The organism is Sphingobacterium sp. xlx-130, from assembly GCF_011007405.1.
GTDB classification, from domain to species: Bacteria; Bacteroidota; Bacteroidia; order Sphingobacteriales; family Sphingobacteriaceae; genus Sphingobacterium; species Sphingobacterium luzhongxinii.
On sequence record NZ_WFKN01000003.1, the window covers coordinates 107,579 to 133,907 of the forward strand.

Consider the following 26,329-nt stretch of genomic DNA (forward strand, 5'->3'; position numbering starts at 1 on the left):
TGCGTTATTTTATCAATTCACGTGTATGCGCATTAAGCGCTTTTACTTTTTCCTGAAAATCTCCTTTCAGCTGTTCGCGCATCTCGTGCATCAAGCCTAGCGTCTCATCGATCTCCTCGGGCAGCAAGTCGTTTAAAAACTCTTTCAAGCGCTTGGCAATAGTAGGCGACTTACCATTCGTGGAGATGCCGATCTTAAGATCTCCCTTGGTCACGATAGAACCTAAATAAAAGTCACATAGATCGGGCTTGTCTGCGACATTCAATAGTATATTACGCTGTCTGGTCAATGCGCGGACTTCTTCATTAAACGTTGGATTGTTGGATGCTAATACGACCAGATCGACCCCCTCCAAATCCTCCTCCCTAAAATTTCGCTCATACAACTCGACATACGGTCGATCGGCAATGTATTCCCGAAATGCATCAATCACCGTATGGGCCACCACCCGAATCTGGGCACCTGGACTGCTTTGCAGCAAGGCCGTGATCTTTTCCAAACCTATCGGCCCGGCACCGACTAGCAATACCTGCAATTGTTCGAGTTTAAGAAATATAGGGAACAATCTATTCATTTTATCCTTCCAAACATTGAATCTCTTTACGCAAATCATTAAATGCTTCATGCTTACGTACCACTTCGCCGATCACGAGTATAGCAGGGGCGCCTATATTAGATTTCTCGACCTCTGCCACGATAGAATCGATAGTTCCTAATGCGATACGCTCATTGGGTAAAGAACCATTTTGAATGACCGCAATAGGAAGCTCCGATTTTTGATGCGACTTATACAACGCAACAATCTGCTGTAACTTGGCATACCCCATCAACACCACAACCGTAGCATCTGTATCGGCGGCACGTGTAAGATCATGGGACAGGCTACCGTCTGACTTTGATCCTGTAATAACCCAGAAGCTCTCACTGATCCCACGGTAGGTCAATGGAATTTTCTGCAGACCGGTCAACCCGATAGCCGACGAAACGCCCGGAACCACCGCTGTGGCAATACCAAAGCCATGTACATAATCCAGCTCTTCGCCCCCACGGCCGAAAACAAAAGGATCGCCCCCTTTGAGCCGTACCACATGCCCATGCGTCAATGCATAATCCACCATCAGCCGGTTAATATAATCCTGTGAGGTAGACAATTGCTCGGCACGCTTGCCGACATATATCTTGGTACAGCCAGCTTTAGCATGAGACAATAACGATTCATTCACCAATGCATCATATAAAATGACATCGGCACTCTCTATCGCCCTTATTCCCTTTAACGTGATCAAATCTGGATCACCCGGACCTGCCCCTACTAGCGTGACAAATGGTTGTATCGTATTCATTCGTTATTCTCTTTTTTTAATTCAACTTTAGAACCGCTCTCCGTTCAGCTCCTTCATAATAAAATGCTGTCGCTTGGGTCAGATAAGCCTTTGCAAAATCCTTTGATGGTTCGTATTTATTAATCTGCAGCACTCGATCTGAAAAGGAGGTCGGAAATTGAAAATCACCGTTTGCAACATAGGTCTCATCGAAAGCATCGATCACGGCGATCTGTGTACTTGCGTTGATGCCCTTATCCAATAATAAAGCTTTCGCCGTCCACACGAACGCACTGTAGCTATGATAGATGGCATCGGCATATTGCTCCTTGTCCAGCGCCTGCTTGGCCCAATCTATTTTTTCCTCGGCCTCAAACAGCAAAGTAGCGACAAGGTCGATCACCACACCGGCACACTCGCCAACACCTATCGCTGTCGCAAAGGTATCCTGATGCCCCCAGTCGATAAACTCTTCGCCTGCCAATGTACTCAGATCTGACAATGGCTTCAAAAGCTTGTAAAAATAGTCTTTGCCAAATCGATCGTAGTAACTATGAAAATCTTCTTCTACGCCCTTATTTACCTTATAATCTGAAAGAATCAGATCGACCACCTGAAGAACACGTTTTGTAGGCACCTTTATGACGCGCTCGGCAACCCTTCCCTTGCCGTCACCAACAGTACCACCTCCAAGCATCACCTGCGCTGCCGGTACTACTTTACCGTCCGCTTTGACCGAACTGCCATGAAAGCCAATATGGGCCAATCCGTGTTGTCCACAGGAATTCATACAGCCCGAAATTTTTATTTTCAACCGTTGCTCTACTACAAACTCTTGATAGAACTCGTGTATATACCGTTCGAGCACACGTGCCATCTCTGTAGAATTAGAAATCCCAAGATTACAGGTATCTGTACCGGGACAGGTCGTAATATCGGCTGTACTGTCAAATCCAGCCTTGGCCAGATCCAGCGTAGTCAACAGGTTGAACAAATGAGGCAACGACTCTTCGCGGACATATTTGAACAGTAGATTTTGTCCCTGCGTAATACGGATATCATCCGCGACATGGCCTTTTATGCCTTCAACTAATTTCCGGGCTTTGTCTGTCGATACATCACCTGTCAAAACCTTTACATACACGCCGTAATAGCCATCCTGTTTCTGGCGAAACACATTGGTCGATCTCCACAAGGTATAGGACGTCTCGTCTACAGGCGATGTAGGCTCCACCTTATCGGTAGGCAACTCGGGTAATTCTACCGCGCTGCGATCCACCACGTAAGTCTGATTTTTATTTGCGATTCTTTCCTCCTCTATAAGGCGCAATACTTCCTCCAAACCCATCTTTTGGACTAAATACTTAAACCGGGCTTTATTACGGTTATTGCGCTCTCCATAGCGGTCAAATACACGAAGTGTAGCTTCCATATAAGGTATGATGTGATCTTCATGAAGAAAATCGAACACTTCCTCCGCCAAGATAGGCTGGGCGCCAAGCCCTCCTCCTAATAGTACCTTAAATCCGCGCTGCTCTACGCCATCAACCAGCTTGATCTTAGGGATAAATCCGAAATCATGTATATAGGAGAATGCTGTATCTTTATCTGATGATGAAAAGGCTATTTTGAATTTACGCCCCATCTCCGCACAGACGGGATTGCGCAGAAAGTATTCAAATGTTTGCTGGGCATAAGGCGATACATCAAAAGGTTCGTCGGGGCCTACCCCTGCCGTCGCCGAAGCCGTAACATTGCGAACGGTATTACCACAGGCCTCCCGAAGCGTAATATCATCAGCCGCCAATTTGGCCCAGAGTTCGGGTGTTTTATCTAAGCTTACGTAATGAATCTGTATATCCTGTCTTGTGGTAAGATGCAGGTTACGGCTCGCGTACTCGTCAGAGATCGCGGCAATCTTCAGCAATTGCTTAAATGTAACCTTCCCAAAAGGTAACTTAATGCGAACCATCTGAACACCTGCTTGACGCTGTCCATACACTCCTCTTGCCAAACGAAGCGATCTAAACTTTTCCTCGGGCAACTTCCCTTCCTGGTAAGCCCTAATCTTCCTATCTAGCTCAATTATTTCCTGCTCGACAATAGGATTCTCTAATTCAGTACGAAAACTCTGCATATTTTTTACCTAAAACATCATTAATCTTTAGCTTGCCATTCCTGTATTTTCATGAACGACGAAACAAATGTATAAAAGAAAAACTATAATAACTACATAATCTACCAAATTAGTATATATTTGTAAAAAAAGAGATGAACTGAAATTACCAAAGTCAAAAAATAGACAATGAACAAACTAACTATCAGTGTATTGATAACATTATCCTTATTAAGCTGTGCGCCAAAAAAATCAAACAGCTATGATAACAAGACTGGTTATTCTGGAAATATATCTATTTCTGGTGCTTTTGCTTTGTACCCAATTGTCGTTTTATGGAGTGAGGATTTTAAGAAAATACACCCGAATGTACGTTTTAATATTTCTGCCGGAGGCGCGGGAAAAGGGATCACTGATGTGCTGACCGATATGATGGATATAGGTCTGGTGTCGCGAGATCTGCACCAACAGGAATTAACAAATGGGGCCCTCCCCATATTTGTAGCAAAAGATGCCGTACTGGGCACCTACAACGCTAAACATCCAAATGCAAACCTCATTAGAGAGCGGGGCTTGACGCAGAAGGAACTGGAAGGTATCTTCGTAACACAACGGTATAAAAACTGGAGTGATATCGATACTAAATTTGTGAATCTCCCCATCCGCGCTTACGTAAGATCTGATGCTGCGGGAGCAGCCGAGACATGGGCCAAATTTTTCGGACAGAACCAAGAAGACCTAAAGGGTGTAGGCATATTCGGCGATCCCGGTTTGGCACAGGCCATCAAAGATGAACCAACGTCGATCGGCTTCAATAACATTAATTATGTATACGACCTGTCCAGCAAAAGAACGGCGGAAAACATAGCGGTCATTCCGCTAGACCAGAATGCCAATGGCAAAATAGATAAAGAGGAAAGCTTTTACGGTACTATTGATGAATTGACTAGCGCAGTGGCAGCGGGACAATACCCATCCCCACCTTCACGGCCTTTGGCATTTGTCGTTAAGAAGGGTAATATAAACCCACTGATGCGGGAATTTATCCGATTTGTCCTCGACAAACAACAACAAGAACACCTGCTCGCGAACGGGTATGTGCCCATGACCGCAGCACAACGGACTACCGAATTAGAAAAAATCAAAGCGGATACAGTGAATAGTAACAATAAAATAACGAACCGATGAGAATAAGACTATGGAAGGACCTATGGATACGAAGAGCATTTCTTACGTTGCTTATATTAATGCTATCCGTAATTGCCTTTATATGTATTGGATTAACCGTTAAAGCGCTGCCCCTTCTCGAGGATCAAAGTCTATTTTCTATATTGACAGATAGTATCTGGTCGCCGTTAAGGGGAAAATTCGGCTTCCTGCCATTTATTATGGGCACGGTGTGGGTAACTGTGATCGCGCTGGCGATAGCAGTCCCTCTTTGTATCCTGGCCTCCTTATACCTTGTCGAATATGCCTCCGATAGGCTCCGGAATACCGTGCTCCCCTTGATGAATGTGCTGGCCGCTATTCCTCCCGTACTCTATGGGGTCTGGGGCGTTCTATTTGTCGTACCACTAATAGGAAATTATATCGGTCCTTTTTTCGGAAGCTCGACATCGGGATACTCTGTAGTATCGGGAGGAATGGTGCTCGCGGTCATGATTTTCCCGATTATGATCAGTATTATGGTAGAGGTCTTGCAAACAATCCCTGCTGAATTAAAATCCGCATCACTATCTCTAGGGGCCACCAAATGGGAAACGATACAAAAAGTAATCATCAAAAAAGCAAGACCTGGGATAATCGCTGCCGTAGTACTGGCTATATCGCGGGCTTTCGGAGAGACTATTGCGGTATTGATGGTCTGTGGGAATATTCCGCAGGTGCCAAAATCTCTATTTGATGCGGGCTACCCAATTCCGGCATTGATAGCAAACAACTTCGGAGAGATGATGTCCATCCCCCGTTATGATGCGGCTTTAATGTTTGCGGCACTACTATTACTGGTCATCATCTTCGGGTTCAACCTGATTTCGCGTGTTATTCTAAATAAACTGGAGGGAAAAGTCTAATGTCAACTGTCAAATCAAGATTACGAAAAGAAAAAATTGCGAAACTATTGATGCAATTCTCAGGGATATCTATAACGGGTTCTCTTTTTTTAATAATTGGAATCATCCTATTTAAAGGACTCCCCTTTCTGAGCTGGGAAATGATAAGCCAAACTCCTCAGGGAGGCTTTTACATCGGAAAAGAAGGAGGCATATTAAATGCTATCCTGGGCTCGCTTTACCTGGCGGGATTGTCGACCATTCTTGCCTGTCTACTGGGTATCCCTATAGCCATATATCTGAATATTTACAGCAATCAAAGCGCTATAATGGTGCGGGCTTTCAGACTATTATTTGACGTGCTATTTGGCATTCCATCTATTGTGTATGGCGCCATAGCGTTCAGCATTATGGTGTGGTTTGGTATCCGCGCGTCCTTATTGGGGGGCGTAATAACGATAACGCTACTCACCATCCCAATAGTGGTACGTACGTTGGACGAATTGCTCAAAACGATCCCTTTGGACCTCAAAAACATAACCACATCGCTAGGGGCTACAAAATGGGAAACGGCACAGGTATTATTAAAATACATAAAACCAGGCATATTCACCGCTGTACTTCTGGCCTTTGGCCGAGCCATAGGTGATGTTGCAGGGGTCCTCCTTACTACTGGATTTAGCGACAACCTTCCGTTATATATTGATGAACCGGCAGCGACATTGCCACTGGCTATATTTTTTCAGCTGAGCAGTCCTATACCTGAAGTTCAAGGACGGGCGTACGCTTCTGCATTAATTTTAACATTTATAATTTTATTTATTGTCATATGCACACACATTCTAGCTTCCAAACAGAAGAAACACAAATTATAAGCTTCCCTGTGTTGCCGCACATACAAATCAAGGATTTGAATGTGTACATAGAAGACAAACATATATTAAAAAATATCAACCTCGATATTCCGAATAATTCAATAACCTCCATTATTGGCCCCTCAGGCTGTGGAAAAACGACCCTGCTCAAAACGTTGAATCGCCTTATGGATGACAGTAAGAATGTAAAAGTATCTGGATCGGTACTCGTAAACGGAGAGGATATCTATGCAAAAGACGCCGAAGTAACTCATATCCGGAAGAAAATGGGACTACTCTCCCAACGCCCTTTCCCATTGCCTATGTCGATCTTCGACAATATAGCCTATGGCCCGCGGATACATGGGGAAAGAAACAAAAAAGTACTGCACCATATTGTTGAAAATCAGCTGAAAAATGTAGGACTATGGGAAGAGGTCAAAGACAGGCTGGACAGCTCGGCAACCAGCCTGTCTATCGGACAGCAACAAAGGCTCTGCCTTGCACGGGGCCTCGCAGTCCAACCGGAAATCATTCTTGGGGATGAGAGCACCTCTGCCCTAGACCCCATATCTACACAGACCATTGAAAACCTGCTGATAGATCTAAAGAATGACTATACTATTGTGTTGGTAACCCATATCCTTAGACAGGCTCGTCGGGTTTCGGATTACATCATTTTTGTATACAACGGCGAGATAATAGAATTTGGAAAAACGGAAGATATTCTTTTGAACCCACAGCATGAACTCACCCAACAATATGTAAAGGGCTTTATAAGTTAAAAAGAGAGGCTGTTTAAACAGCCTCTCTTTTTATTACTTGATAAGATCTCGGAGTAGTGATATCGGTAAACTTGTGACCGTGCTATCCGATAGTTTTCCGGAAATGCGATTTATCGAAATTCCTTTATTAAATTGCACTCTCGACTTACCTGCTGTAGTCAGCTTCAGATCTTCGATTGCATACTTTACGCTGTCTTCCCCATTCTGTTCAAAAAAAGCATTTGAAAGCCCAGAATTATTCAAATATGCATCTATCTGATGATAATTTTTCGTATTCAACGCTAGGTTGCTTTTATCCAAATTGAGAGACAATACCTTTAAAGCTTCCAACTCATTCGGAGCCCAATCCTCCAAAGCACTTCCTAAATTAATGTTGGAATTTGTCAAAGATAGTGACAAGCTTTCGAGCTTTTTATTTTCTCCAAATCGGATCGTATTACGTATCCGGTCACCAAATATACGAAGACTATCTAAATTCGTTTCCAGGTTTCCGATTTGCATATTCGACAGGTGTACTTCGTCGATTACAGGTGCAAATACATAAATCGATATCATTGAAAATCGACTTCCCGGATTTGACTCAATCTTTAATCCTCCAGATGCATCAACACTACATACAACATGCCCTTCATTTCTCTTATCCACCTTTACAGCATAATCCTTGCTCTCGACCAAGTACAGGTTCACATAACTATACCCATCACTAGCAATATGGATATTATTAAATGTTTTTAGCTTATGGGTTACCAGGAAATGATCCTGAGCATTGGGGTCCTGCCCTTCCTTTTTTACGGATTCTGCATATTCCTTTGAATCTACATTAGTCGATGCCGTATACAACACCACAGCTCCTACAGGTATCACAAATAGTAATATCGCTAAAGTGATTAATAGCTTTGTACTTCTGTTCATAACTAACTTGTTTTAAAATTTTGATCTACAAATAATTGATAACGATCTTTCAACTCGTCCAGCCCTATATCCAATAAATAGATATTTCTAAAAACCCGAGGCAACTCTTCTTCTATAAAAATACCTTTCTTGTACGCCTGCACCTCGCTCTTTGAATTTGGACTAACAAAAAAACCAATCCCGCGTTTATTATAAATAATATTCCGCTGCTGTAAAAAATCATAGGTACGCATTACCGTATTGGGATTCACCTCCAGCTCAACAGCAAGCTCCCGTACCGACGGGACCCTATCCTCGGCCTTCCAATGTTCCAACATAATCTGCTCGCATACATGTTCTGCAATCTGCAAATAGATCGCCTTACCGTTATTAAAATCCATTTAAACCTCCTTCTCTTTCAATCTCAAATACCCAATCCCCCATACAGCGACTGTCACCAATACTCCTAGAACGCAGATAACTCTTAATATATATACCTCTTCACTAAACACTCCTTCACTAATACGTATAGTATCCTGTGTAAAAAACTGAATCACCTTTAGCATAAATAAGCTATATAATAAAATGTAAACCGTTAGTAAGACAGCTGATTTGATATACTGGAACTTCGTAAACATTATCGATCCCAAAAGGAAAAGGGCGCTTAATAAATAAGGCAAAAAGGTCATTAAATACACTTTAGGATTGATTTCTTGCTTATAAAAAAACATCAATTGATCAACTACGACCTCACGCCCGCTTTCCTGATCGAAATAGCTGTATGAAGAAGAAAAATTTGACCGGATATAACTGACAAAGCCTAGATCGACCAAAAAGAAAATCAACAGGTACGATACCGTGGTCAAAATGACCGTATAGAATATAGCTACACTGAATTTTTCCAGTCTTGAAGCGGGCAACAACAACTCAAATATAGCTTTAGGCTTTTGCCCAAGATTAGAAAAATAGGTTCCCGATATGATGGTGATAAATAATAAGCCCATAAAGACAAAAAGATAAGGGCGAAAAGACAACATAGACTGTAAAGCATGGTTATCTGCATTTTGTCGGTATACCTCATAGATACTATAGCCATAGAAAGCTACAAATATACCTGTCAGCACAGCCAATGACATCAGGTAAATTTTGCCAAATTCAATCCACTGTCTATGAATCAGCATACCTAGGCGGCGGCTATTAAGCGTATTGTTCATTGTTCGAGGTATTTAAAAGGTTTTCAAATTGTATCTTTTGTTCTAAAACAGCGTTAAACAGTAGTTCGAGGTCTACTTTCGAATGTTCCTCTCCGTGATTAACCGAAATCGTATTATAGCCTCCCATAGCTTGCTCTGCATAGATTACTGTCGAAGGAAGTTCGACCATTTTGCGAAACAAAAACGCATTGGCCAACTGATCGATGGTAGCATTCATCACGACCTTACGATCATTGAGTATGATCACAGTATCGATTAAATTATCCAGGTCGCGAACCTGATGCGTGGAAATAATAAAACATCGGTCGTCCGTCAAAGCCGACGCCATAACCTTTCTAAACTGCGCTTTAGAAGGTATATCCAAGCCATTCGTAGGCTCATCCATGATAATTAACTTTGTTCGACTCGCTAAACCAAAAGAAATAATGTATTTTTTCTTTTGTCCATAACTCATGTCCGCCAACCGCTGTTCATGAACAGGAATAGCAAACTCTTGAATAAGTTCTTTAAAATACTGGTGATCAAACTCGGGATAGAACCCCGAGTTTGCCTTTACAAAAGCATCAGATTTGACTGCGGGTAGATGAAACTCTTCCGGAATAAAACTGATCTGTTGCAATGTTTCTACCGATCTTTGGCTAGGATCTTTACCGAGAACGGCTATGCTCCCTCCTTGAGGATAAACCAGTCCTGCAATGTTTTTCAATAAGGTGGATTTCCCTGCTCCATTTTTCCCAAGTAATCCATAAATCCGTCCCCCCTGTAGACTTAAATCCAAGTCTGTGAATAAAGGACGGGATCGGGAATAGCTAAAATTTAAGTTTTTAATAGTTATCATACTAGTGTACTATTTAAATAATACACTAATATAGTTTAGATATTCCAACTTTCAAAAAATACTTATAAAAAAATATGGAGCGACCATGCATAGGTCGCTCCATATACGAAATTGTTATATTTCCTTTAATCAAAGCCCGGCATTAAATCACCCCAGCCTGTATAAGCTCTAGCGCCATTTCTTTTTGGAGCTTCTGTGCTTCTTCACGCGCACGTTCAGCAAAGTCCTTGCCGTTTGACGCGTATATAATACCTCTTGTACTATTAACCAATAGGCCACAGTCTTTATTCATACCGTATTTACAGACATCCTGAAGAGATCCCCCTTGTGCACCTACTCCCGGAACCAATAGAAAGTGATCTGGAGCATGCTCCCTAATTTTCAAAAAAGCTTCTCCACGCGTCGCTCCCACCACATACATCAGATTCTCATCTGTACCCCAACAGTTCACCTTATCGATGACCTCTTCAAACAGATGTTTACCACTGCTGTTCGAAAAATTCTGAAAGTCCTTGCTTCCTTCATTAGAGGTCAATGCCAACACGATAGCCCACTTGCCTTCAAAATCCAAAAAAGGGGTCACCGAATCTTTCCCCATATAGGGCGCTATCGTAATGGAATCAAACCCCATTCCAGAAACTGCTTCATCAAAAAAAGCCTGCGCATACATGTTGGAGGTATTTCCGATGTCACCTCGTTTGGCATCAGCGATACTGAAACAGCTTTTAGGAATTATCTGCCAGGTCTTCTGTAAAGACTGCCAGCCCCTTACACCATAACTCTCATAAAATGCAATATTGGGCTTATACGCTACACAAAGATCTTCAGTAGCCTCGATGATAGCTTTATTAAACGTAAAAATAGGATCCTCTTCTTCTAAGAGATGTTCCGGTATCTTCGTAATATCTGTATCCAATCCCACACAAAGGAAGGATTGCTTTTCTTTAATCTGCTCTATGAGCTCTTGTCTATTCATAAGTAAATAATTATTTCATGAGCTCGCAAACTCGGTTTGACTTTTAATGATCCTATGGAATATCCAAAGTATACTATACACGATTTTGTTGCAAAGTGTATGCTTCTTCGCGGCCATTCGTGTTTATACTGTTCTGTAACATGGATATTTCATTTAATTATTATTGGTTAATCAAGTTTTGAACAAACTCTTCTACTTCTTTCGTAGAATAATCGTACATACCTTCTTCCTTGGCCGCAATCTTTCCGTTCTTGTCTAAAATGACAGTAGTCGGAATAGAACCTCCTAACCAGTTGGTAGGAATCTCCCCATTTGGATATACAATAGGAAGCTGCAAATCCTGCTCTTTCAAAAACTTATCCGTCCCCTCGACGTCTCCCTCAATCTCCACGATTAAAAATTCTATCTGGTCATTGCCTTTGAATTTATCGTATAATGTCTGAATCGACGGCATCTCTGCTCTGCATGGAGGACACCAGGTCGCCCAAAAATTGATAAACAATACCTTTCCCCGAAGCTGTTCGGTATCGTATATCTTGTTATCAGCACCGACGAATGAGGCCTTATCGACTGCCGCAACAGCTGCACTTGGATTTACTTCGGATTTTGCCAAAGTGGCATCTTCAACAGGTTTTTCCAGTTTTGGTTTAAAAAAACCTATTTTCATCAGCTGCTGTTGGATAAAAATCCGGCTTGGCGACCATAAAATAAACCCCATTGCCAGAACAAAAACCACCCAGCTAATTATATTTTTTACTTTCTTTTTATCCGCCATAACGCTTATCGACTAGGAATCAAATTTTTCTAATTGTTTTAACAAAGTTGCGAAGTCTTTCGGGTAATCAGCCTCAAAGGAGTAACTCTTGCCATCGATGATAAAATCGGTCCTTTTCGAGTGAAGAGCAAAACGCTTCATGATAGGCTGTTCTTCCTCGTCTTTCGACATCGTAAATCCACGCTTCTTGATCTGAGATAGATATACGGGTTTACCACGGTACATTGTATCTCCAACAATAGCAGCATGTTGGGTAGCCAGATGTATGCGTATCTGGTGCATGCGGCCGGTTATAGGCTTACACTCTACCAATGTAAAATGTTTAAAATAACGAATACTATTAAAAATTGTCTCAGCGGGTTTCCCGTTGGCCCGATCGATACTTACATTTTTATTTCCCTGATTCAGAATAGGAAGATCAACTTTCAGGTTGTCAAATGTATGCGTGCCTTGTATAATGGCATGATATACTTTATTTACTCTTCGTTTTTCAAATTCGATAGAGACAAGACGGTAAGTTTCTGGATTCTTAGCAATCAGAAGTATGCCGGATGTATCTTTATCCAATCGATGACAGATCTGTGCATCCGCGTAATACCGCTTTGCTAAGCGAAGAATATTAACCTCACCTCCTTCACGCTCGTCCAAGGAAGCTATAAATGGGGGCTTGTTTATGACAATAAGGTTGTCGTCTTCGTGAATAATAAGATCACTGAATTTTGGATATTTAAATAAACGGGTATCGTTTTGAATCATAATACAAAAATATAAAAACTAGCCGATTATTTAGCAACCTGAGTTCGATTGTTATTTTACTGAATATCAATATTTATTGATGGACTTTATAGCTATGTTGCTATAAGATCGATTTGTAGCCCAGCAATGACGCCTCTTATTTGTCTTTGAGAGGTCCGTATTTTAATAAACACGGCGGTGATTTGATGACAGTAAAAGTAAATCTGTAATTGGTAGAAGGAGCGACGACAGCCGAAGGCAGATGCCTAGCAAACCAGTCTAGTTTTTAGATGCTGCAAAAGAAGGTTTATTAATCGAATTCAAGTTGGTAACACAAGGTTTTTACATTATTATGCCGACCAGCGGTATATTATTTATAATTTTGCAGCATAACATTTATATCATGTCCGTAAATAAAATCATTAAGCGCGTTACCGTTTCTATTATCAAAGAAATGAAATTACGTGGCGAAAAAATAAGTATGCTGACAGGCTATGACTATTCAATGGCGAGAGCTTTAGATGAGTCTGGAGTAGATATCGTTTTGGTAGGCGACTCAGCAGCCAATGTATTCGCTGGTTATGAAACAACGCTCCCTATTACATTAGACAATATGATCTATCATACCGCGGCTGTTGTTAGAGGCTGTCAACGAGCGATGGTACTGGCAGACCTGCCTTTTGGAACGTATCAGGGATCAATAGAAAAAGCCTATGACGCTGCTGTAAGGATGATGAAGGAATCCGGCGCCCACGCGCTTAAACTGGAGGGTGGAGAAGAAATAATCGACAACATAAAAAAGATAGTAAAGGCAGGTATACCGGTATGTGGCCACTTGGGATTAACTCCCCAATCGATCCATCAATTCGGTAGTTTTGGTGTCCGTGCCAAAGAAGATGCGGAAGCCGACAAACTAAAAAGAGATGCCTTAGCGCTACAACAAGCTGGGTGTTTTGCAATAGTTCTTGAAAAAATACCGGCTCAATTAGCAGAGGAAGTTTCTAAATCGCTACAGATCCCGACTATAGGTATCGGCGCTGGAGCTGGCTGTGATGGACAAGTGTTAGTAGTAAACGACATGCTGGGCATGACGAAAGACTTCAAACCGAAATTTTTACGTCAATACGTCAATCTTTACGAACAGATCACTACTGCTGTTGCTCAGTACGTAGCCGATGTAAAAGCGGTAGAATACCCCAACGAAAACGAACAGTACTAAAGAAATAAGCTTTGGGTAAAATCATCATTATAGGTATTTTGCTGGCGGTATTGATATACTTTATCCTCTGCCGGCTTAACTTTTTCAATTTCGGTAAAGTCCAAGAAATCCCCTTATCCCCTGGTGTGACAGAGATTGGAATCCCTACTCCTTTATTAAAACGGGGATTAAAACGCGTACTATATACCGTGGGGACAGGTATGATATTACTATGTATCATTCTACTTATTGCTGCAAAATTCAAAATTGCACTGATCATGCTACCGATAAGCCTATACCTTATCGGCCAATTTTTCGTATTCAACAATCATGTTAAGACAATCAGGAATCAAAAAATAAACTATGATTCTGAATCACAGGTGATATACATCGAATGGTTGGATGGCAGCTCCATTAAATTCAACTTGCTGACGGATATCAAAAAACTCAGTGAGGTACAAGCTGTGCAAAAAAACAACGGTATGTTGCTGGGCTATTACCAGATTGCAATCGGAACAAAAATGATATTTTTACCTTACCTCCTTTTAGAAAACCCGAAGAATAAGCTTTTCTTTGACAAATTGAAATCGCTCAGCAGACAGTCAGAAACTAAATTATTCCCAATCATCTAATGGCATGCCTGCTGAAACAGCTTGTCCTCATTACGCTTTTCCAACAACACACCAAAGGGCTAGGGCTGTACCGTCTTTTTTTAACCAGGGGAGTATAGGTGCTTACACACTGAAACACACTTCGGGGTACTTGACGTAATTTACATGTAGCATAATGGCTGAAAACAGCTGTTTTTAGAGCTAAAGATCAAATAAACACAAATTCAACCGATTTTGGTACAAACGTTGCTATATTCTTTTTTAATTATTAAGATTAGCCCTTATATGAAATATACATGTAGTACAGGACGTACAAACACATACGAGAATATTTTGGATATTCCCTATGACGATCAAAAGACAAACCAAGTGAAAGGAGCTCATTTATACAAATGAAAACAAACACTCTAAAATAATTATTTACATATGAAATTTTCACTTAGTATAAGCTGCGCAGGTAATTTTATGTTTTTTGTTATAGCGCTAACTTTGTTTGTTTCTTGTGACCGGCAGGCATCACCCAAAAACGTTGACAGCAAAAAAATAAAGCTCGATAGTATCGCCTTGGTAAAAAAAGCAGAAGAAGAAGAAAAACAAAAAGCTAAACCACGTACAGCATCAGATATCGTACTGACAAAAGATTTGATATACGACAAGTACACTTTAGAAGATAGATACAAATACAGGGACACTTTTAGGGTATTTCAATGGGAAAAGATTAAAGAGAAACTAGCATATATCGAAAATTTCCAACGTGAACATAATAACTACGGACTGGTCGTAAACTATAAAAACAGAAATGGAGAGGCCCCTACGGTAGCGAATTTCAAAAGGAATGCTTATAAAAGAGTATCCGATACTTTGGGTACCGAACGGTACCAATCCGCACCTTTATACAAACTAGGCGAGACAAAAACACCAACCATTTATGGAAGAGATGGGTCGTTGGTAAAACTATTATCCAGTGATACGTTAAAAATGGTTCGAATCAAGGGGCTCACCAATATTGATGGGGAATGGGATATCCCAAAACGCTATGTCAAATCTATCGGTGATACAGCTACTTTCAAACATGTTGTAGTTGTTGATGTTACAAATCAAAATATTTGTGCTCTAGAACACTCAGAAAAAGAATGGATCATCCGAAGTATGAATCCTGCAACAACTGGAAAGCATAATCCTCCTTATGCCATGGAGACGCCCGTAGGTATATATTTACTCCAGGAACAAAAAAACAAGATGTTCTACTACGCTGATGGCACTACAACAATAGCCGGTTATGCTCCTTGGGCCAGCAGATTTACAAATGGTGCATATATCCATGGAGTACCTACTAATGATCCAAAAGCTAAAATCATCGAACATAGTTGGACACTCGGTACCACCCCTCGATCACATATGTGTGTTAGGAATGCATCCTCGCATGCAAAGTTTGTTTATGACTGGATTAAGCCGTTTTCTTCCCTCGTAATTGTCATAAATTAACCATTTCGACAAGAATTAACATTTCTTAACATTTTTATAACACATTGGTAACGACCTTTGTATACGGAAGGAAATGTATGTATATGAAATACTCATGTTTAGCGCTAAGCAAAAACACTCATGAGTATTCCATATGTAAGATAAGGAACAAGGGAGACACATATGAAAAAAACAATAGCTATTATAGGACTAATATCACTTGCAGGTCTCTTTGCAATCCATAGTCATTCTAATCAACTAAAATCTCAACCGCTCGCTACTATCCAAAATGTAGACTCTTTAAAGGAAGAGAATAATCTATCCAAAATCGAAAAATTATACCAGGAAATTGCGCTAAAAGGAAAACTTAAATTTGAAGCATTTGAGATGGCCATGAACGGGTATGAAAATATGTCTTTTAAAAACAAAGATATTATCAGTATTATAGATTTTTCATTGCCATCGACCGACAAACGAATGGTCGTTATTGATTTGAAAAACAGAAAAGTACTTTTTCATACTATTGTATCACATGGTAGAAACAGTGGTGAGAAGTATGCGACTTCTTTTTCAAACAGACACGGTTCCTATCAAAGTTCATTGGGATTTTATAAAACCGCGAATACTTATCAAGGAGGGAATGGTTATTCTTTAGTACTTGACGGACTAGAAAAGGGAATTAACGACCAAGCTAGGCCACGGGCAGTGGTAATCCACGGTGCAGCATATAGTAGTCAGGCGGTTATTGATGCTACCGGGAGGCTCGGTCGCAGTTACGGCTGTCCCGCATTGCCCAGAGAACTGAATACTCCCATAATAAATACGATAAAAGACGGTTCAATGTTGTTTATTTACGCAAATAATAAAGAATACCTAGCTCAGTCAAAAGTTTTCAAAAAAGCACCTACAACATTAATCGCTCGAAAAGATATTGGTGAAACTGGAACAGCAAAAGGATCTTTAAATTAAACGCCTTTGTTTTTTTTTTAGCTATAAATTCGCTACTTTTAGCTGGAAGTCAATAAAATATTAATGAAGCGAATACTTTCTATTGATGGTGGTGGAATAAGGGGAATTATCCCCGGTATGGTAATCGTAGCCCTGGAGGAGAGACTAAAGCAGCTTAGCGGCAATCCGAAAACCAATATTTCAGAATATTTCGACTTTTTCTCGGGCACCAGTACGGGAGGTATATTGACTTCTATACTATTATATCCTTCAGACCAAGATCGTACAAAACCTAAGTATTCCGCAAGAGAGGCATTGGATATCTATTTAGAACATGGCGAAAGTATCTTCTATGCAAGTAACTGGCGAAGGTTCTTAAGCAAATTTGGTCTGGTGAGCGAAATCTATAATGAAGAGGTGATCGAAAAAGTATTATACGACTACTTTGGTGACACCAAGCTCAGTGAATTAATTAAACCCTGCATCATAACTGCCTACAACATAGAACTACGAAAAAACCAGCTCTTTAGGCAGCAAAAAGCCATAACTCACGGTGACTCGAGAGATTTCTATTTGCGGGATGTGTGTAGAGCAACCTCTGCGGCACCTACTTTTTTTTCAGTAGCCGAGATCTTCTCTCTCGCTAACACACGCTATGTCCTTGTCGATGGCGGACTATTTGCACATAACCCGGCCATCTCAGCGTTAATTGAAGTTTTAAAAAACTTCAATACCTTCAACATACACGACATACACATCCTTTCATTAGGAACCGGAGTTACAAAAAATGCTTACAACTACGAAGATTTCAAGAAAAAGTGGGCCATTTCCATCGGACCGGCCTTAGTCGATATCATGACGTCAAGTTCATCTGAAAGTAACGATTATTTTATCCGACAGCTATTCCGATCCGTAAATCGGGCCGATAATTACATTCGTATCGAACCAAATAATTTGTCATCCATAGCTCCAGGAATGGATGCCGCAAGTAAGTCCAACATCCAAAAAATTGTCGCACTGGCAGATAAGATAATAAGCGAGAATGAAGCGGTACTGGAAAAACTAGCGAAAGAACTGATTCATGATCAAAAGGAAGTGGAGCGACGAAAAAAGTCGGTATGGAATTTCCTTTCCAAAGGATAGTGTATAAAAAACCCTAGGCTGTAAGCTCCTACAGACTAGGGTGCAAAATATTTATTCTTTAATCAGTGCCCGATCCAAATGAACATAACCTCCATCTACATAAACGAGCTGTCCTGTGGTATGACTGGATCTACTGGACAACAAGAAAACAGCTGTATCTGCAATTTCCTCCGCTGTAGTCATTCGATTGCCTAATGGAATACGATCGGTGATTTTCTTCAACATTTCTTCGGGATTATTCAATGTCTTTATCCAGGTGTCGTATTGTGGCGTCGCTGCTTCAGCCACAATAATCGCATTCACACGTATACCGTAAGGTAATAACTCTACCGCCCATTCTCTGGTTAACGCATTCCGTCCACCATTTGACGCCGCATAAGCCGAAGTATTCCCTTGCCCTGTTTCCGCTGTTTTGGAACTAATATTAATAATAGCCCCTTTAGCTTCTTTCAGGGCATCCAATGCGTGATGGGCCATCAAGTAGTAATGAATCAAATTTTTATGTAAAGAAGCCACAAAACTTTCGTAACTTCCACTTGCCAATCCCACACCATCATTCTGTCCGGCATTATTGACCAATCCATCGATTCTTCCGAAAACACGTAGTGTCTGGGCTACGGCACGCGTACATGCACTCGGCTCTGATAACTCGGCCTCTATAGACAAGCACCTACCTCCAATAGCTTCAACCTCGTGTTGGACCACTAGATTGTCTTCCTGTCTACGCCCGACAATTACAGGAATAGCACCTTCCCTAGCCAAAGCCAGTACTATTGCACGGCCAATCCCCTTTGCTCCGCCCGTTACGATAAAAACTTTTTCTCTCAAATTAAGATCCATATTATTTCAAATTATAAAATCTAACGGCATTACCTCCAAAAAACTCAGCTTTTTCTATATCCGTAAAACCTTCTAGATAAGCTTCCGAAACTTCCAATATTTGCGCATATGTAGCGGCGAGTGTACTAACAGGCCAATCTGAGCCAAAACAGATCCGTTGCCTACCAAACGAGTCAATAGCGTGTTTGATAAATACCTCGAAATCTCCGATTGACCAGGCCTTCCAGTCCGCTTCGGTAACCAACCCTGAAATTTTACAGTACACGTTGGGAAAAGCAGAGAGCGCTGTAATAAATGCGGCCCACTCAGCAAACTCTCCTGTTGCGATAGCCGGTTTGGCCATATGATCCAGCATAAATTGTTGCTCTGGATTGTCAGTAACACATTTTAAAGTACTTGCGTAATGCCTTGGTCTAATCAATAAATCATACGTATAATTATATTTAGTCAGTGCCTTGATGCCGCGCAGAAATTCAGGTTGACTCAAAAAGTCCCCTTGAGGTTCTCCTTCAACAATATGACGAAATCCTTTGATAATAGGAAAATCAGAAAACTTTAGAAGCTGACTTTCGATATCATCCGCACGCAAATCGACCCACCCGACGACTCCTTTGATCATTTTGTAGGCTGTCGCAAGTTCTACCAAAAATTCTGTCTCCCGGACAGACTGATCGGCTTGGACGGCGACAACCCCATCTATTCTATTATCCTTAAGTGTCTTTGAGATATCATTCGGCAAAAAATCACGTTGAATAACCTTCATATCATCCGTTATCCACGCATCTTTGACCGAATCATACAACCAAAAATGCTGATGACAATCTATTTTCATTTCAGTTCTTTCTAGTCTCTAATTACTATTCTCTAGTTTCTAATCCTTATTTGCGCCAAGCCTTAACTTCCTGACGCTGCTCGCCCAAATAATCTGCTCCGAGTTCAATAACATCACCTTCTTTGAGGTAAATCGGCGGATTAAAACCGAGGCCCACTCCTGCTGGTGTGCCTGTTGAAATAACATCACCTGGCAGTAAAGTCATAAATTGGGAAACATAAGAAACAACATGTTGTACAGAAAAAATCAGATTTTTTGTATTTCCATCTTGATAAGTCTTACCATTCACCTTTAACCAGAGATGTACGTCATTGATATCGGGGATTTCTTCCTTTGTAGTCATGACGGGTCCCATAGGCGCAAAAGTATCACAGCCCTTTCCTTTATCCCAAGTCCCCCCCCTTTCGATTTGAAACTCGCGTTCGGAAACATCATTGTGCAATACATATCCGGCAACATAATCCAAAGCTTCCGATTCTTCCACATAAGTCGCCTTCTGCCCGATTACAATACCAAACTCCACCTCCCAGTCGGTTTTTACTGAATTCTTAGGAATCACAATATGATCATTGGGTCCCACTAAAGCCGTGGTAGACTTCATGAATATAATAGGCTCAGCAGGAATTGCTGCTCCGGTTTCGGCAGCGTGATCCTTATAGTTAAGCCCGATACAAACGATCTTCGAAGGTCTCGCAAATGGAGAGCCTAATCGGCTGTCCGCAGGTATCTCGGTCAACTTACCTTCGTTTGCTTTGACAAACTGCTCTAATCTCGCTAGTCCATTCTCCGCAAAAAACTGTTCGTTATAATCACTGCCAAAGGCAGATACATCATAATTCACACCATCAACCTGAACACCTATTTTTTCTTTACCGAACTCGCCGTAACGTATTAATTTCATATGTATTTAATTTTGTTTTTTTATCTGTCATATGGAATAGTAATAGGGATTTGTGCTTCGCCAGACATGAGTTATTCCATATGTATATAATATTTATTAGCAGATGGTTAAGCGCTTACAGCTACCTATTTTCCTGATTTAATTATTCAATTTTATAAATCCACCATCTATAGGATAATCATTTCCCGTGATAAAAGAAGCATCATCCGAACATAAGAATAATGCTAATTTAGCAATTTCTTCTGGTTTCGCCATTCTTCCGATAGGTTGGGATTGAGAGAGTTTCTCAAACATTTCCGTCTCTTTGCCAGGATAGTTTTTTGCAATAAACCCATCCACAAAAGGCGTATGAACCCGTGCCGGAGATATCGAGTTAGATCGAATATTATCCTTCATGTAATCTCTTGCTACCGACATACTCATCGCATAGATAGCTCCTTTGCTCATGGAATAAGCAAATCGATCCGAGATACCTACAACCGCAGCAATAGAAGCTAAATTCAAGATCGCACCCCCACCATTTTCTTTCATACACGGTACCACCGCGTATAGCGCATTGTAAGCGCCTTTAACATTCACATTAAACACACGCTCAAAATCAGCCTCCGCACAGTGTTCTAGATTCCCTACATGAGCTATCCCGGCATTGTTGACTAAGATATCTACCTTTTCTATTTTCGAGACAATTTCCTGAACCTGTCCTTGATCCGCTACACTGCATACGTGCAGCATCGCATTCCCACCTTTTTGATGAATCTCCTCTACGACAGCTTCACTTCCTGTCTGATCGAGATCCAATATATGTACAAAAGCCCCCTGTTCAGCAAATAACTCACTTATGGCTTTCCCTATTCCACTACCACCCCCGGTAACGATGGCCACTTTTCCAACTAATTTTGACATGCTATTTTGTGTTTATCATTAATACATAAGGTTCATCACCCTTTCGGACGGGCAGAACAATCTGAAGATTTGAACCTTCTAATTTATATTCTACTTTGTCTTTCGAATCAAACAAAACTATTGACTTAGCTTTTGCTGTAAAATCGGCTACATTAATAGTGTAGAGTTGCGTATTCAACACATGGAGATAAACTACATCCCCCTTACGCGTAAACGCATAGTCATCGGTAGGGCTAATATCACCACCTTGGGTACCATAAATACTATCTCCATACTTCTTCAACCATGCTCCGATCTCCCTTAAACGTTCCTGTTGATAATCCTGTATAGCTCCATTCGGCATGGGGCCTACATTCAACAATAGGTTTGAACCATGTCCTCCGGCTTTAACAAGATAGCTCAACACCTCTTTGAAGGTCTTTCGCTTTCGATCTTTAATATCAAAACCCCAAGATCCCGCAATAGTACCACAGACTTCTTTTGGCAGAGCACCTATATCTTCAGCCTTAGTACCAAATCCCGTGGTATTATGTCCAGGAAGATCCCGTTCAAACATCTGAAAATCTTCTCCTGCAATAGGGGCAATATGATGATTGTTCCCTACCAAACACTGTGGTTGTAGACGATGGATAAGGCTGTATATCTCATCGTAATGCCAGTTAGCATCTGGCTTGTCCCAATGACCATCAAACCAAATTCCGTCTATCTTACCGTAGTTTGTCAACAATTCTGTCAGTTGGCTTTTCATAAACCTTACATAACCATCCCAATTTCCCTTTGTCGAATCACGGCCAATAATCCCTTTACCTGTACGCCCAAAAGGCAAATAATCATCCCTTTTCCAATCGAGCAACGAATAATAGAACATGACCTTGATACCCTCTTTGCGGCAAGCATCCACCAGTTCCTTTACAATATCACGCTTAAAAGGGGTGGCATCTACGATGTTATAATTAGACTGCTTTGTATGCCACATCGAAAAACCATCATGATGTCTTGTCGTAAACGTAATATACTTGGCCCCGCTTTGCTTAAACAACTTCGCCCACTCTCGTGCGTCAAAGTCAATGGGATTAAAAAATTTAGGTAGTAATTCGTATTCATTTAACCCAAAGTTTTGATTATTCATTACCCATTCGCCATCTCCCAACACACTATAGACTCCCCAATGGATAAATACACCGAAACGGGCTTCTTCAAACCATCTTCTATTCGCTAAGTTTTCCTTAGTCGGTTGATACTGTTCTTGTCCCGATGATACGAACACCTGAAACAGTAACAAACATGCAAATACAATTTTTTTCATATGTGTATGATTATTGATGAGTTTTTGTTCAAACTGATATCAATGAACTCGGCCCACTCGCTTTGTTCTTATCTGCCATTAACTTGTACCGACACCTCGGGATGGAATACTCCTGGGTGTTTGCGCCTCGCTAAACATGCGTATTTCATCTGTAAGCAACATTTTAATAGTTATATCAACAGCTACTTATCTGTAGCAGAACTAGTATATAAAGACTACAACGATACACCTCTACGCCACGGGATAAAATCATCTTGTCCCAATTTGACTGCTTTAGCAATCTGTTCTCCACTTGCTACAGCAATAACGTAATCTAAAATACGATGAGCGGCTTCTTCTATAGTTTCCTCACCGTCTATAATGTGCCCACAGTTGATATCAATGATATCTGGCATCTTCTCAAAGGTCTCCGTATTCGTAGAAAGCTTAATAACGGGGACTATGGGATTTCCTGTCGGAGTTCCTAATCCGGTTGTAAATAACACTACATTGGCCCCTGCGGCAACTTCTGCTGTAGTACTCTCAACATCATTACCTGGAGTACATAAAAGATTCAGTCCCGGACCATTAGCTAGCTCGGGGTAATCTACCACTGCAACCACTGGAGACGTACCTCCCTTTTTGGCCGCTCCAGCAGACTTGATCGCATCGGTAATCAACCCATCACGGATATTTCCAGGAGAAGGGTTCATATAGAATCCAGATCCATCAGCTTCCGCTTTCGCATTATAAGTCTTCATCAGATGCATAAACTTTTCCGCAGTAGGTTCATCTATACAGCGATCACTCAATTCCTGCTCGACACCGCAAAGCTCCGGAAACTCTGAAAGTATAACTGAACCACCGAGCGCAACGATAATATCCGACAAATACCCTAGAGCCGGATTCGCAGAAATCCCCGAAAAGCCATCCGAACCGCCACATTCCAATCCCACGCATAGTTTATCCAATCCCGCCTCCTTACGTTCCTGTAGATTGGCCGTAACCATTCCGGTAAATGTTGCCTTAATGGCTTTCTGCATCAGCTCTTGTTCTGTGCCTTCCAACTGCTGTTCGAAGACAAACAACGGCTTATCAAAGTTGGGATCTCTTTTTAATATTTCAGCCTTTAAGATCGAAGCCTGGGCATGCTGACAACCTAGGCTCAACACAGTGGCCCCTGCTACGTTGGCGTGTGTAATATACCCTGCCAACAAACCACACAAGGCATCAGCGTCCATTCTCGTCCCCCCGCATCCCATGTCATGATTCAAAAACTTGACACCGTCGATATTGGGAAACAAGCGATTTTTAGATTTATCTACCCGGGCAGAAGAAAGATCTACCTGAAGTAATTCCTCTACAGACGCACCTGCATTATACCTTGCGATCAGCTCATCAACCTCATCCGAATAATCTTTACTATCCAACGCATAACCCAATTTTTCCTCAAGTGCTGCTTTAAGTGTCAGCACGTTTCTATTTTCACAGAAAACCAGTGGAATGACTAGCCAATGATTGGCTGTTCCGACAGCACCATTGCTGCGGTGGTAACCGCGAAAAGTACGGTTTGAAATTTTAGACACATCCGGTTTATGCCAATCTAACTTTCGATTCCCCAACTTAAAACCCTCAGATGCATGCCGTAGATTGTCTACCGTAAGCGGTTCCCCGGCTTTCAATTCATGATTCACCTTTCCTACAAGCACTCCATACATGTAAACCTCAGTATCTTTTGCAAAAGCATGTATACTAAACTTGTGCTTAGCAGGAACATCTTGCTGCAACTCAAAAGACCGCCCTTCAAAATTAACCGAAAAACCCTTAGAAAGATCGCTCAGCGCCACCAATACATTATCCTTTGGATGGATTTGCAAAAACAGCATTTTCTCTTTATTCATGATTTCAATTCAAATATCTTATCCATTATCACCCATTTCTCGCCTTCTTTAGCGCCAGGAATAGCACGTTGATATTTCCACATCAATGCCTCCCACTCTTGGACTTTACCATTAGCGGCATCCATGTCTCTTTTTTGCTCAAAACTAAAGTCATCAGTTACATTCATCAACATAAAAAGCCTATTTCCAAAGCGGTATATTTCCATCGAAACGATACCGGCATTCAGTATAGATTCTTTTATCTCTGGCCATACCGCCCGGTGATAATTTTCGTACTCTTCAATCAAAACAGGATCATTCTGTAGATCCAATGCCAGTGCATGTGTCTTCATATACTATATATTTTTTAATCTTGCGTACTACTTAACTATCTCTTTCCCTTTATTATTCCATGCAAAGAACAATACTACAATGAAACAAAGTAAAGTAATATAATAGGATAAATGAATGTTTCCTGTCATATCGGTCACTTTGCTCGCCAAAGGAGGTATCACCGCTCCCCCAACGATAGACATAATGATCAAACTAGATGCAGACTTGGTATCCGCACCTGCACCTTCAATGCCTAACGCAAAAATAGTTGGGAACATGATAGACATAAAAAATGTAATCCCAACCAATGCATATAAAGTAGCCATCCCTGTGCCGTAGATAACGACTAAACACAGTAGGCTGGCCATAATACTATAGATAATCAACAATTTATAAGGCTTCACATAACGCATAAAAAAAGTACCGATAAAACGGCCTATCATAAAGAGAAAGCCTGCCAATCCAGCATAATATTTACCTTCCTGACCGCTCATACCTAATGCATCTTCCGCAAACACCAATAAAAAGCTAAATACGTATATCTGTGCTCCAACATAAAAAAACTGAGCCAATACGCCCCACCGCACATTCTTATGACGCAATGCGCCGAGAAAGCCTTTTGACGATTCACCTTCCTCCTCTTTAATCTCAGGAAGCTTTGTTAAAAAAAATAATATAGCGACAAAAAGAATAAGAAGTCCTAAAATAAGATAAGGACCTTTTACCAACGACGTTTCAGCCTGAATATAGGCGGACTTAGCCTGCTCCGTCATTGAAGCCAACTCCGTTGCAGATTTAGGTTCTTCGCCAAGTATAAACACCCCTCCAACGATTGGTGCCACCGAGGCAGCCAGCCCATTAAACGACTGTGCAAAATTTAAGCGTTGTGTTGCCTTGGCCGGGTCTCCCAAAACAGTAATATATGGATTTGCCGCAGTCTCCAATATAGTCAATCCACAAGAAAGGACAAACAAAGCCCCTAGAAAGAAGGGATAACTGACTGTATTTGCTGCAGGAATAAATAAAAAACAACCCAAAGCAAATAAGGAAAGTCCAACTAGAATACCTGATTTATAACCATAGCGTTTCATAATAACGCCTGCAGGAATAGCTAAAAAGAAATAGGCTACAAAAACAGCGGAATCTACCAATGATGCCTGAAAATGGGTCAAACTGAAAGCACTCCGCAGATGCTTGATTAAAATCGGATCAAGATTATGAATAAAGCCCCAAAAGAAAAATAAGGACGTTATCAAAATAATGGCAAATGTGTACTTCTTTACTTGTGTCATAGTATCTATGGATTATATTGGTAGTACTAAATACGCTATATTTCTCGATTAAAACATAAACCAATTTACCATATAAATAAACTATTTTACCTGCATCTAAAAAAAACAATAACTATATTTGAATATAAAGTTAACTATTCGC

27 protein-coding genes are annotated in these 26,329 nt (G+C 41.1%); 9 read left to right on the top strand and 18 right to left on the bottom strand.

All coding sequences use genetic code 11. The features are described 5' to 3' along the window. Positions 1-4 precede the first annotated feature (4 nt). The 3 genes from G7B18_RS03720 to G7B18_RS03730 are packed head-to-tail and all read right to left on the bottom strand — an operon-like array spanning position 5 to position 3,459. Entirely contained in the window at positions 5-574 is a 570-nt protein-coding gene (locus G7B18_RS03720; RefSeq protein WP_164108329.1) for a bifunctional precorrin-2 dehydrogenase/sirohydrochlorin ferrochelatase, read from the bottom strand. A gap of 1 nt (position 575) precedes the next feature. Next, positions 576-1,343, bottom strand: a complete 768-nt coding sequence (gene cobA / locus G7B18_RS03725) for a uroporphyrinogen-III C-methyltransferase (RefSeq protein ID WP_164122093.1) — start codon at positions 1,341-1,343, stop codon at positions 576-578. Between the two features lie 16 nt (positions 1,344-1,359). Beyond that, the gene (locus tag G7B18_RS03730) at positions 1,360-3,459 is read right to left on the bottom strand and encodes a HEPN domain-containing protein (protein WP_164122094.1); all 2,100 of its coding nucleotides are present in this window, start codon (positions 3,457-3,459) and stop codon (positions 1,360-1,362) included. A 168-nt stretch (positions 3,460-3,627) separates the two neighbouring features. Between G7B18_RS03730 and G7B18_RS03735 the strand changes: the two genes are divergently transcribed. Genes G7B18_RS03735 through G7B18_RS03750 form a run of 4 tightly spaced genes read left to right on the top strand, consistent with a single transcriptional unit; the run spans position 3,628 to position 7,128 of the window. Further along, complete coding sequence (locus G7B18_RS03735) at positions 3,628-4,626, top strand: PstS family phosphate ABC transporter substrate-binding protein (RefSeq protein WP_164108326.1); 999 nt, start codon at positions 3,628-3,630, stop codon at positions 4,624-4,626. Continuing rightward, a complete protein-coding gene (pstC, locus tag G7B18_RS03740; RefSeq protein WP_164122095.1) occupies positions 4,623-5,510 on the top strand; it encodes a phosphate ABC transporter permease subunit PstC in 888 nt (295 codons plus the stop codon). The genes G7B18_RS03735 and pstC overlap by 4 nt, the downstream gene beginning before the upstream one ends. Further along, entirely contained in the window at positions 5,510-6,364 is an 855-nt protein-coding gene (locus G7B18_RS03745) for a PstA family ABC transporter permease (protein ID WP_164122096.1), read from the top strand. Before pstC ends, G7B18_RS03745 begins: the two co-directional genes overlap by 1 nt. Continuing rightward, on the top strand, positions 6,319-7,128 hold the full coding sequence (locus tag G7B18_RS03750) for a phosphate ABC transporter ATP-binding protein (RefSeq protein ID WP_164108323.1): 810 nt from the start codon (positions 6,319-6,321) through the stop codon (positions 7,126-7,128). The genes G7B18_RS03745 and G7B18_RS03750 overlap by 46 nt, the downstream gene beginning before the upstream one ends. A gap of 33 nt (positions 7,129-7,161) precedes the next feature. Here the strand turns inward: G7B18_RS03750 and G7B18_RS03755 are convergent, their stop codons facing one another. The 7 genes from G7B18_RS03755 to G7B18_RS03785 all read right to left on the bottom strand — a co-directional run bounded on the left by G7B18_RS03755 (position 7,162) and on the right by G7B18_RS03785 (position 12,578). Continuing rightward, complete coding sequence (locus G7B18_RS03755; RefSeq protein WP_164122097.1) at positions 7,162-8,040, bottom strand: hypothetical protein; 879 nt, start codon at positions 8,038-8,040, stop codon at positions 7,162-7,164. A 2-nt stretch (positions 8,041-8,042) separates the two neighbouring features. Next, the gene (locus tag G7B18_RS03760) at positions 8,043-8,420 is read right to left on the bottom strand and encodes a GntR family transcriptional regulator (protein WP_079642332.1); all 378 of its coding nucleotides are present in this window, start codon (positions 8,418-8,420) and stop codon (positions 8,043-8,045) included. Continuing rightward, on the bottom strand, positions 8,421-9,233 hold the full coding sequence (locus G7B18_RS03765; protein ID WP_164122098.1) for a hypothetical protein: 813 nt from the start codon (positions 9,231-9,233) through the stop codon (positions 8,421-8,423). It abuts the gene before it with no gap. After that, on the bottom strand, positions 9,217-10,071 hold the full coding sequence (locus G7B18_RS03770; RefSeq protein ID WP_164108320.1) for an ATP-binding cassette domain-containing protein: 855 nt from the start codon (positions 10,069-10,071) through the stop codon (positions 9,217-9,219). Before G7B18_RS03770 ends, G7B18_RS03765 begins: the two co-directional genes overlap by 17 nt. Before the next feature lie 142 nt (positions 10,072-10,213). Then, a complete protein-coding gene (pyrF, locus tag G7B18_RS03775) occupies positions 10,214-11,047 on the bottom strand; it encodes an orotidine-5'-phosphate decarboxylase (protein ID WP_164122099.1) in 834 nt (277 codons plus the stop codon). 160 nt (positions 11,048-11,207) lie between these two features. Next, a complete protein-coding gene (locus G7B18_RS03780; protein ID WP_164108318.1) occupies positions 11,208-11,822 on the bottom strand; it encodes a TlpA family protein disulfide reductase in 615 nt (204 codons plus the stop codon). A gap of 12 nt (positions 11,823-11,834) precedes the next feature. Then, positions 11,835-12,578, bottom strand: coding sequence for an RluA family pseudouridine synthase (locus G7B18_RS03785; protein ID WP_164122100.1), 744 nt, complete (start codon positions 12,576-12,578; stop codon positions 11,835-11,837). Between the two features lie 382 nt (positions 12,579-12,960). Here G7B18_RS03785 and panB point away from each other — a divergent pair, with 382 nt between their 5' ends. The 5 genes from panB (at position 12,961) to G7B18_RS03810 (ending at position 17,921) form a co-directional block, all read left to right on the top strand. Next, positions 12,961-13,776, top strand: a complete 816-nt coding sequence (gene panB / locus G7B18_RS03790) for a 3-methyl-2-oxobutanoate hydroxymethyltransferase (RefSeq protein ID WP_164108316.1) — start codon at positions 12,961-12,963, stop codon at positions 13,774-13,776. A gap of 11 nt (positions 13,777-13,787) precedes the next feature. Beyond that, a complete protein-coding gene (locus G7B18_RS03795) occupies positions 13,788-14,387 on the top strand; it encodes a hypothetical protein (RefSeq protein WP_164122101.1) in 600 nt (199 codons plus the stop codon). A gap of 405 nt (positions 14,388-14,792) precedes the next feature. Further along, positions 14,793-15,851 (top strand): L,D-transpeptidase, encoded by a 1,059-nt coding sequence (locus G7B18_RS03800; RefSeq protein ID WP_164108314.1) that lies wholly within the window; start codon positions 14,793-14,795, stop codon positions 15,849-15,851. A 162-nt stretch (positions 15,852-16,013) separates the two neighbouring features. After that, a complete protein-coding gene (locus G7B18_RS03805) occupies positions 16,014-16,799 on the top strand; it encodes a murein L,D-transpeptidase catalytic domain family protein (RefSeq protein WP_164108313.1) in 786 nt (261 codons plus the stop codon). A gap of 63 nt (positions 16,800-16,862) precedes the next feature. Further along, on the top strand, positions 16,863-17,921 hold the full coding sequence (locus G7B18_RS03810) for a patatin-like phospholipase family protein (protein ID WP_164108312.1): 1,059 nt from the start codon (positions 16,863-16,865) through the stop codon (positions 17,919-17,921). Between the two features lie 51 nt (positions 17,922-17,972). Here the strand turns inward: G7B18_RS03810 and G7B18_RS03815 are convergent, their stop codons facing one another. From G7B18_RS03815 to fucP, 8 genes are all read right to left on the bottom strand, one after another. Then, complete coding sequence (locus G7B18_RS03815) at positions 17,973-18,761, bottom strand: SDR family oxidoreductase (protein WP_164108311.1); 789 nt, start codon at positions 18,759-18,761, stop codon at positions 17,973-17,975. A gap of 1 nt (position 18,762) precedes the next feature. After that, entirely contained in the window at positions 18,763-19,593 is an 831-nt protein-coding gene (locus G7B18_RS03820; protein ID WP_164108310.1) for an amidohydrolase family protein, read from the bottom strand. A 46-nt stretch (positions 19,594-19,639) separates the two neighbouring features. Then, positions 19,640-20,494: a fumarylacetoacetate hydrolase family protein gene (locus G7B18_RS03825; RefSeq protein WP_164108309.1), complete on the bottom strand. Its 855-nt coding sequence runs from the start codon at positions 20,492-20,494 to the stop codon at positions 19,640-19,642. 138 nt (positions 20,495-20,632) lie between these two features. Beyond that, on the bottom strand, positions 20,633-21,397 hold the full coding sequence (locus G7B18_RS03830; RefSeq protein ID WP_164108308.1) for an SDR family NAD(P)-dependent oxidoreductase: 765 nt from the start codon (positions 21,395-21,397) through the stop codon (positions 20,633-20,635). Position 21,398: 1 nt separating this feature from the next. Beyond that, the gene (locus tag G7B18_RS03835; RefSeq protein ID WP_164108307.1) at positions 21,399-22,703 is read right to left on the bottom strand and encodes an alpha-L-fucosidase; all 1,305 of its coding nucleotides are present in this window, start codon (positions 22,701-22,703) and stop codon (positions 21,399-21,401) included. A 215-nt stretch (positions 22,704-22,918) separates the two neighbouring features. Beyond that, positions 22,919-24,583, bottom strand: a complete 1,665-nt coding sequence (locus tag G7B18_RS03840; RefSeq protein ID WP_164108306.1) for a UxaA family hydrolase — start codon at positions 24,581-24,583, stop codon at positions 22,919-22,921. Continuing rightward, complete coding sequence (locus G7B18_RS03845) at positions 24,580-24,915, bottom strand: L-rhamnose mutarotase (RefSeq protein ID WP_164108305.1); 336 nt, start codon at positions 24,913-24,915, stop codon at positions 24,580-24,582. The genes G7B18_RS03840 and G7B18_RS03845 overlap by 4 nt, the downstream gene beginning before the upstream one ends. Before the next feature lie 27 nt (positions 24,916-24,942). Next, on the bottom strand, positions 24,943-26,187 hold the full coding sequence (fucP, locus tag G7B18_RS03850; RefSeq protein ID WP_164108304.1) for an L-fucose:H+ symporter permease: 1,245 nt from the start codon (positions 26,185-26,187) through the stop codon (positions 24,943-24,945). Positions 26,188-26,329 lie beyond the last annotated feature (142 nt).

What these genes read in the sequence shown, in the direction of transcription:
- G7B18_RS03755 (WP_164122097.1), bottom strand. Translation starts at nt 8,040, where the DNA reads ATGAACAGAAGTACAAAGCTATTAATCACTTTAGCGATATTACTATTT.
- G7B18_RS03720 (WP_164108329.1), bottom strand. Translation starts at nt 574, where the DNA reads ATGAATAGATTGTTCCCTATATTTCTTAAACTCGAACAATTGCAGGTA.
- G7B18_RS03730 (WP_164122094.1), bottom strand. Translation starts at nt 3,459, where the DNA reads ATGCAGAGTTTTCGTACTGAATTAGAGAATCCTATTGTCGAGCAGGAA.
- G7B18_RS03805 (WP_164108313.1), top strand. Translation starts at nt 16,014, where the DNA reads ATGAAAAAAACAATAGCTATTATAGGACTAATATCACTTGCAGGTCTC.
- G7B18_RS03770 (WP_164108320.1), bottom strand. Translation starts at nt 10,071, where the DNA reads ATGATAACTATTAAAAACTTAAATTTTAGCTATTCCCGATCCCGTCCT.
- G7B18_RS03800 (WP_164108314.1), top strand. Translation starts at nt 14,793, where the DNA reads ATGAAATTTTCACTTAGTATAAGCTGCGCAGGTAATTTTATGTTTTTT.
- G7B18_RS03840 (WP_164108306.1), bottom strand. Translation starts at nt 24,583, where the DNA reads ATGAATAAAGAGAAAATGCTGTTTTTGCAAATCCATCCAAAGGATAAT.
- G7B18_RS03845 (WP_164108305.1), bottom strand. Translation starts at nt 24,915, where the DNA reads ATGAAGACACATGCACTGGCATTGGATCTACAGAATGATCCTGTTTTG.
- fucP (WP_164108304.1), bottom strand. Translation starts at nt 26,187, where the DNA reads ATGACACAAGTAAAGAAGTACACATTTGCCATTATTTTGATAACGTCC.
- G7B18_RS03780 (WP_164108318.1), bottom strand. Translation starts at nt 11,822, where the DNA reads ATGGCGGATAAAAAGAAAGTAAAAAATATAATTAGCTGGGTGGTTTTT.
- G7B18_RS03765 (WP_164122098.1), bottom strand. Translation starts at nt 9,233, where the DNA reads ATGAACAATACGCTTAATAGCCGCCGCCTAGGTATGCTGATTCATAGA.
- G7B18_RS03825 (WP_164108309.1), bottom strand. Translation starts at nt 20,494, where the DNA reads ATGAAATTAATACGTTACGGCGAGTTCGGTAAAGAAAAAATAGGTGTT.
- G7B18_RS03820 (WP_164108310.1), bottom strand. Translation starts at nt 19,593, where the DNA reads ATGAAAATAGATTGTCATCAGCATTTTTGGTTGTATGATTCGGTCAAA.
- G7B18_RS03830 (WP_164108308.1), bottom strand. Translation starts at nt 21,397, where the DNA reads ATGTCAAAATTAGTTGGAAAAGTGGCCATCGTTACCGGGGGTGGTAGT.
- G7B18_RS03750 (WP_164108323.1), top strand. Translation starts at nt 6,319, where the DNA reads ATGCACACACATTCTAGCTTCCAAACAGAAGAAACACAAATTATAAGC.
- G7B18_RS03760 (WP_079642332.1), bottom strand. Translation starts at nt 8,420, where the DNA reads ATGGATTTTAATAACGGTAAGGCGATCTATTTGCAGATTGCAGAACAT.
- cobA (WP_164122093.1), bottom strand. Translation starts at nt 1,343, where the DNA reads ATGAATACGATACAACCATTTGTCACGCTAGTAGGGGCAGGTCCGGGT.
- G7B18_RS03785 (WP_164122100.1), bottom strand. Translation starts at nt 12,578, where the DNA reads ATGATTCAAAACGATACCCGTTTATTTAAATATCCAAAATTCAGTGAT.
- G7B18_RS03735 (WP_164108326.1), top strand. Translation starts at nt 3,628, where the DNA reads ATGAACAAACTAACTATCAGTGTATTGATAACATTATCCTTATTAAGC.
- G7B18_RS03810 (WP_164108312.1), top strand. Translation starts at nt 16,863, where the DNA reads ATGAAGCGAATACTTTCTATTGATGGTGGTGGAATAAGGGGAATTATC.
- pstC (WP_164122095.1), top strand. Translation starts at nt 4,623, where the DNA reads ATGAGAATAAGACTATGGAAGGACCTATGGATACGAAGAGCATTTCTT.
- G7B18_RS03745 (WP_164122096.1), top strand. Translation starts at nt 5,510, where the DNA reads ATGTCAACTGTCAAATCAAGATTACGAAAAGAAAAAATTGCGAAACTA.
- panB (WP_164108316.1), top strand. Translation starts at nt 12,961, where the DNA reads ATGTCCGTAAATAAAATCATTAAGCGCGTTACCGTTTCTATTATCAAA.
- pyrF (WP_164122099.1), bottom strand. Translation starts at nt 11,047, where the DNA reads ATGAATAGACAAGAGCTCATAGAGCAGATTAAAGAAAAGCAATCCTTC.
- G7B18_RS03835 (WP_164108307.1), bottom strand. Translation starts at nt 22,703, where the DNA reads ATGAAAAAAATTGTATTTGCATGTTTGTTACTGTTTCAGGTGTTCGTA.
- G7B18_RS03815 (WP_164108311.1), bottom strand. Translation starts at nt 18,761, where the DNA reads ATGGATCTTAATTTGAGAGAAAAAGTTTTTATCGTAACGGGCGGAGCA.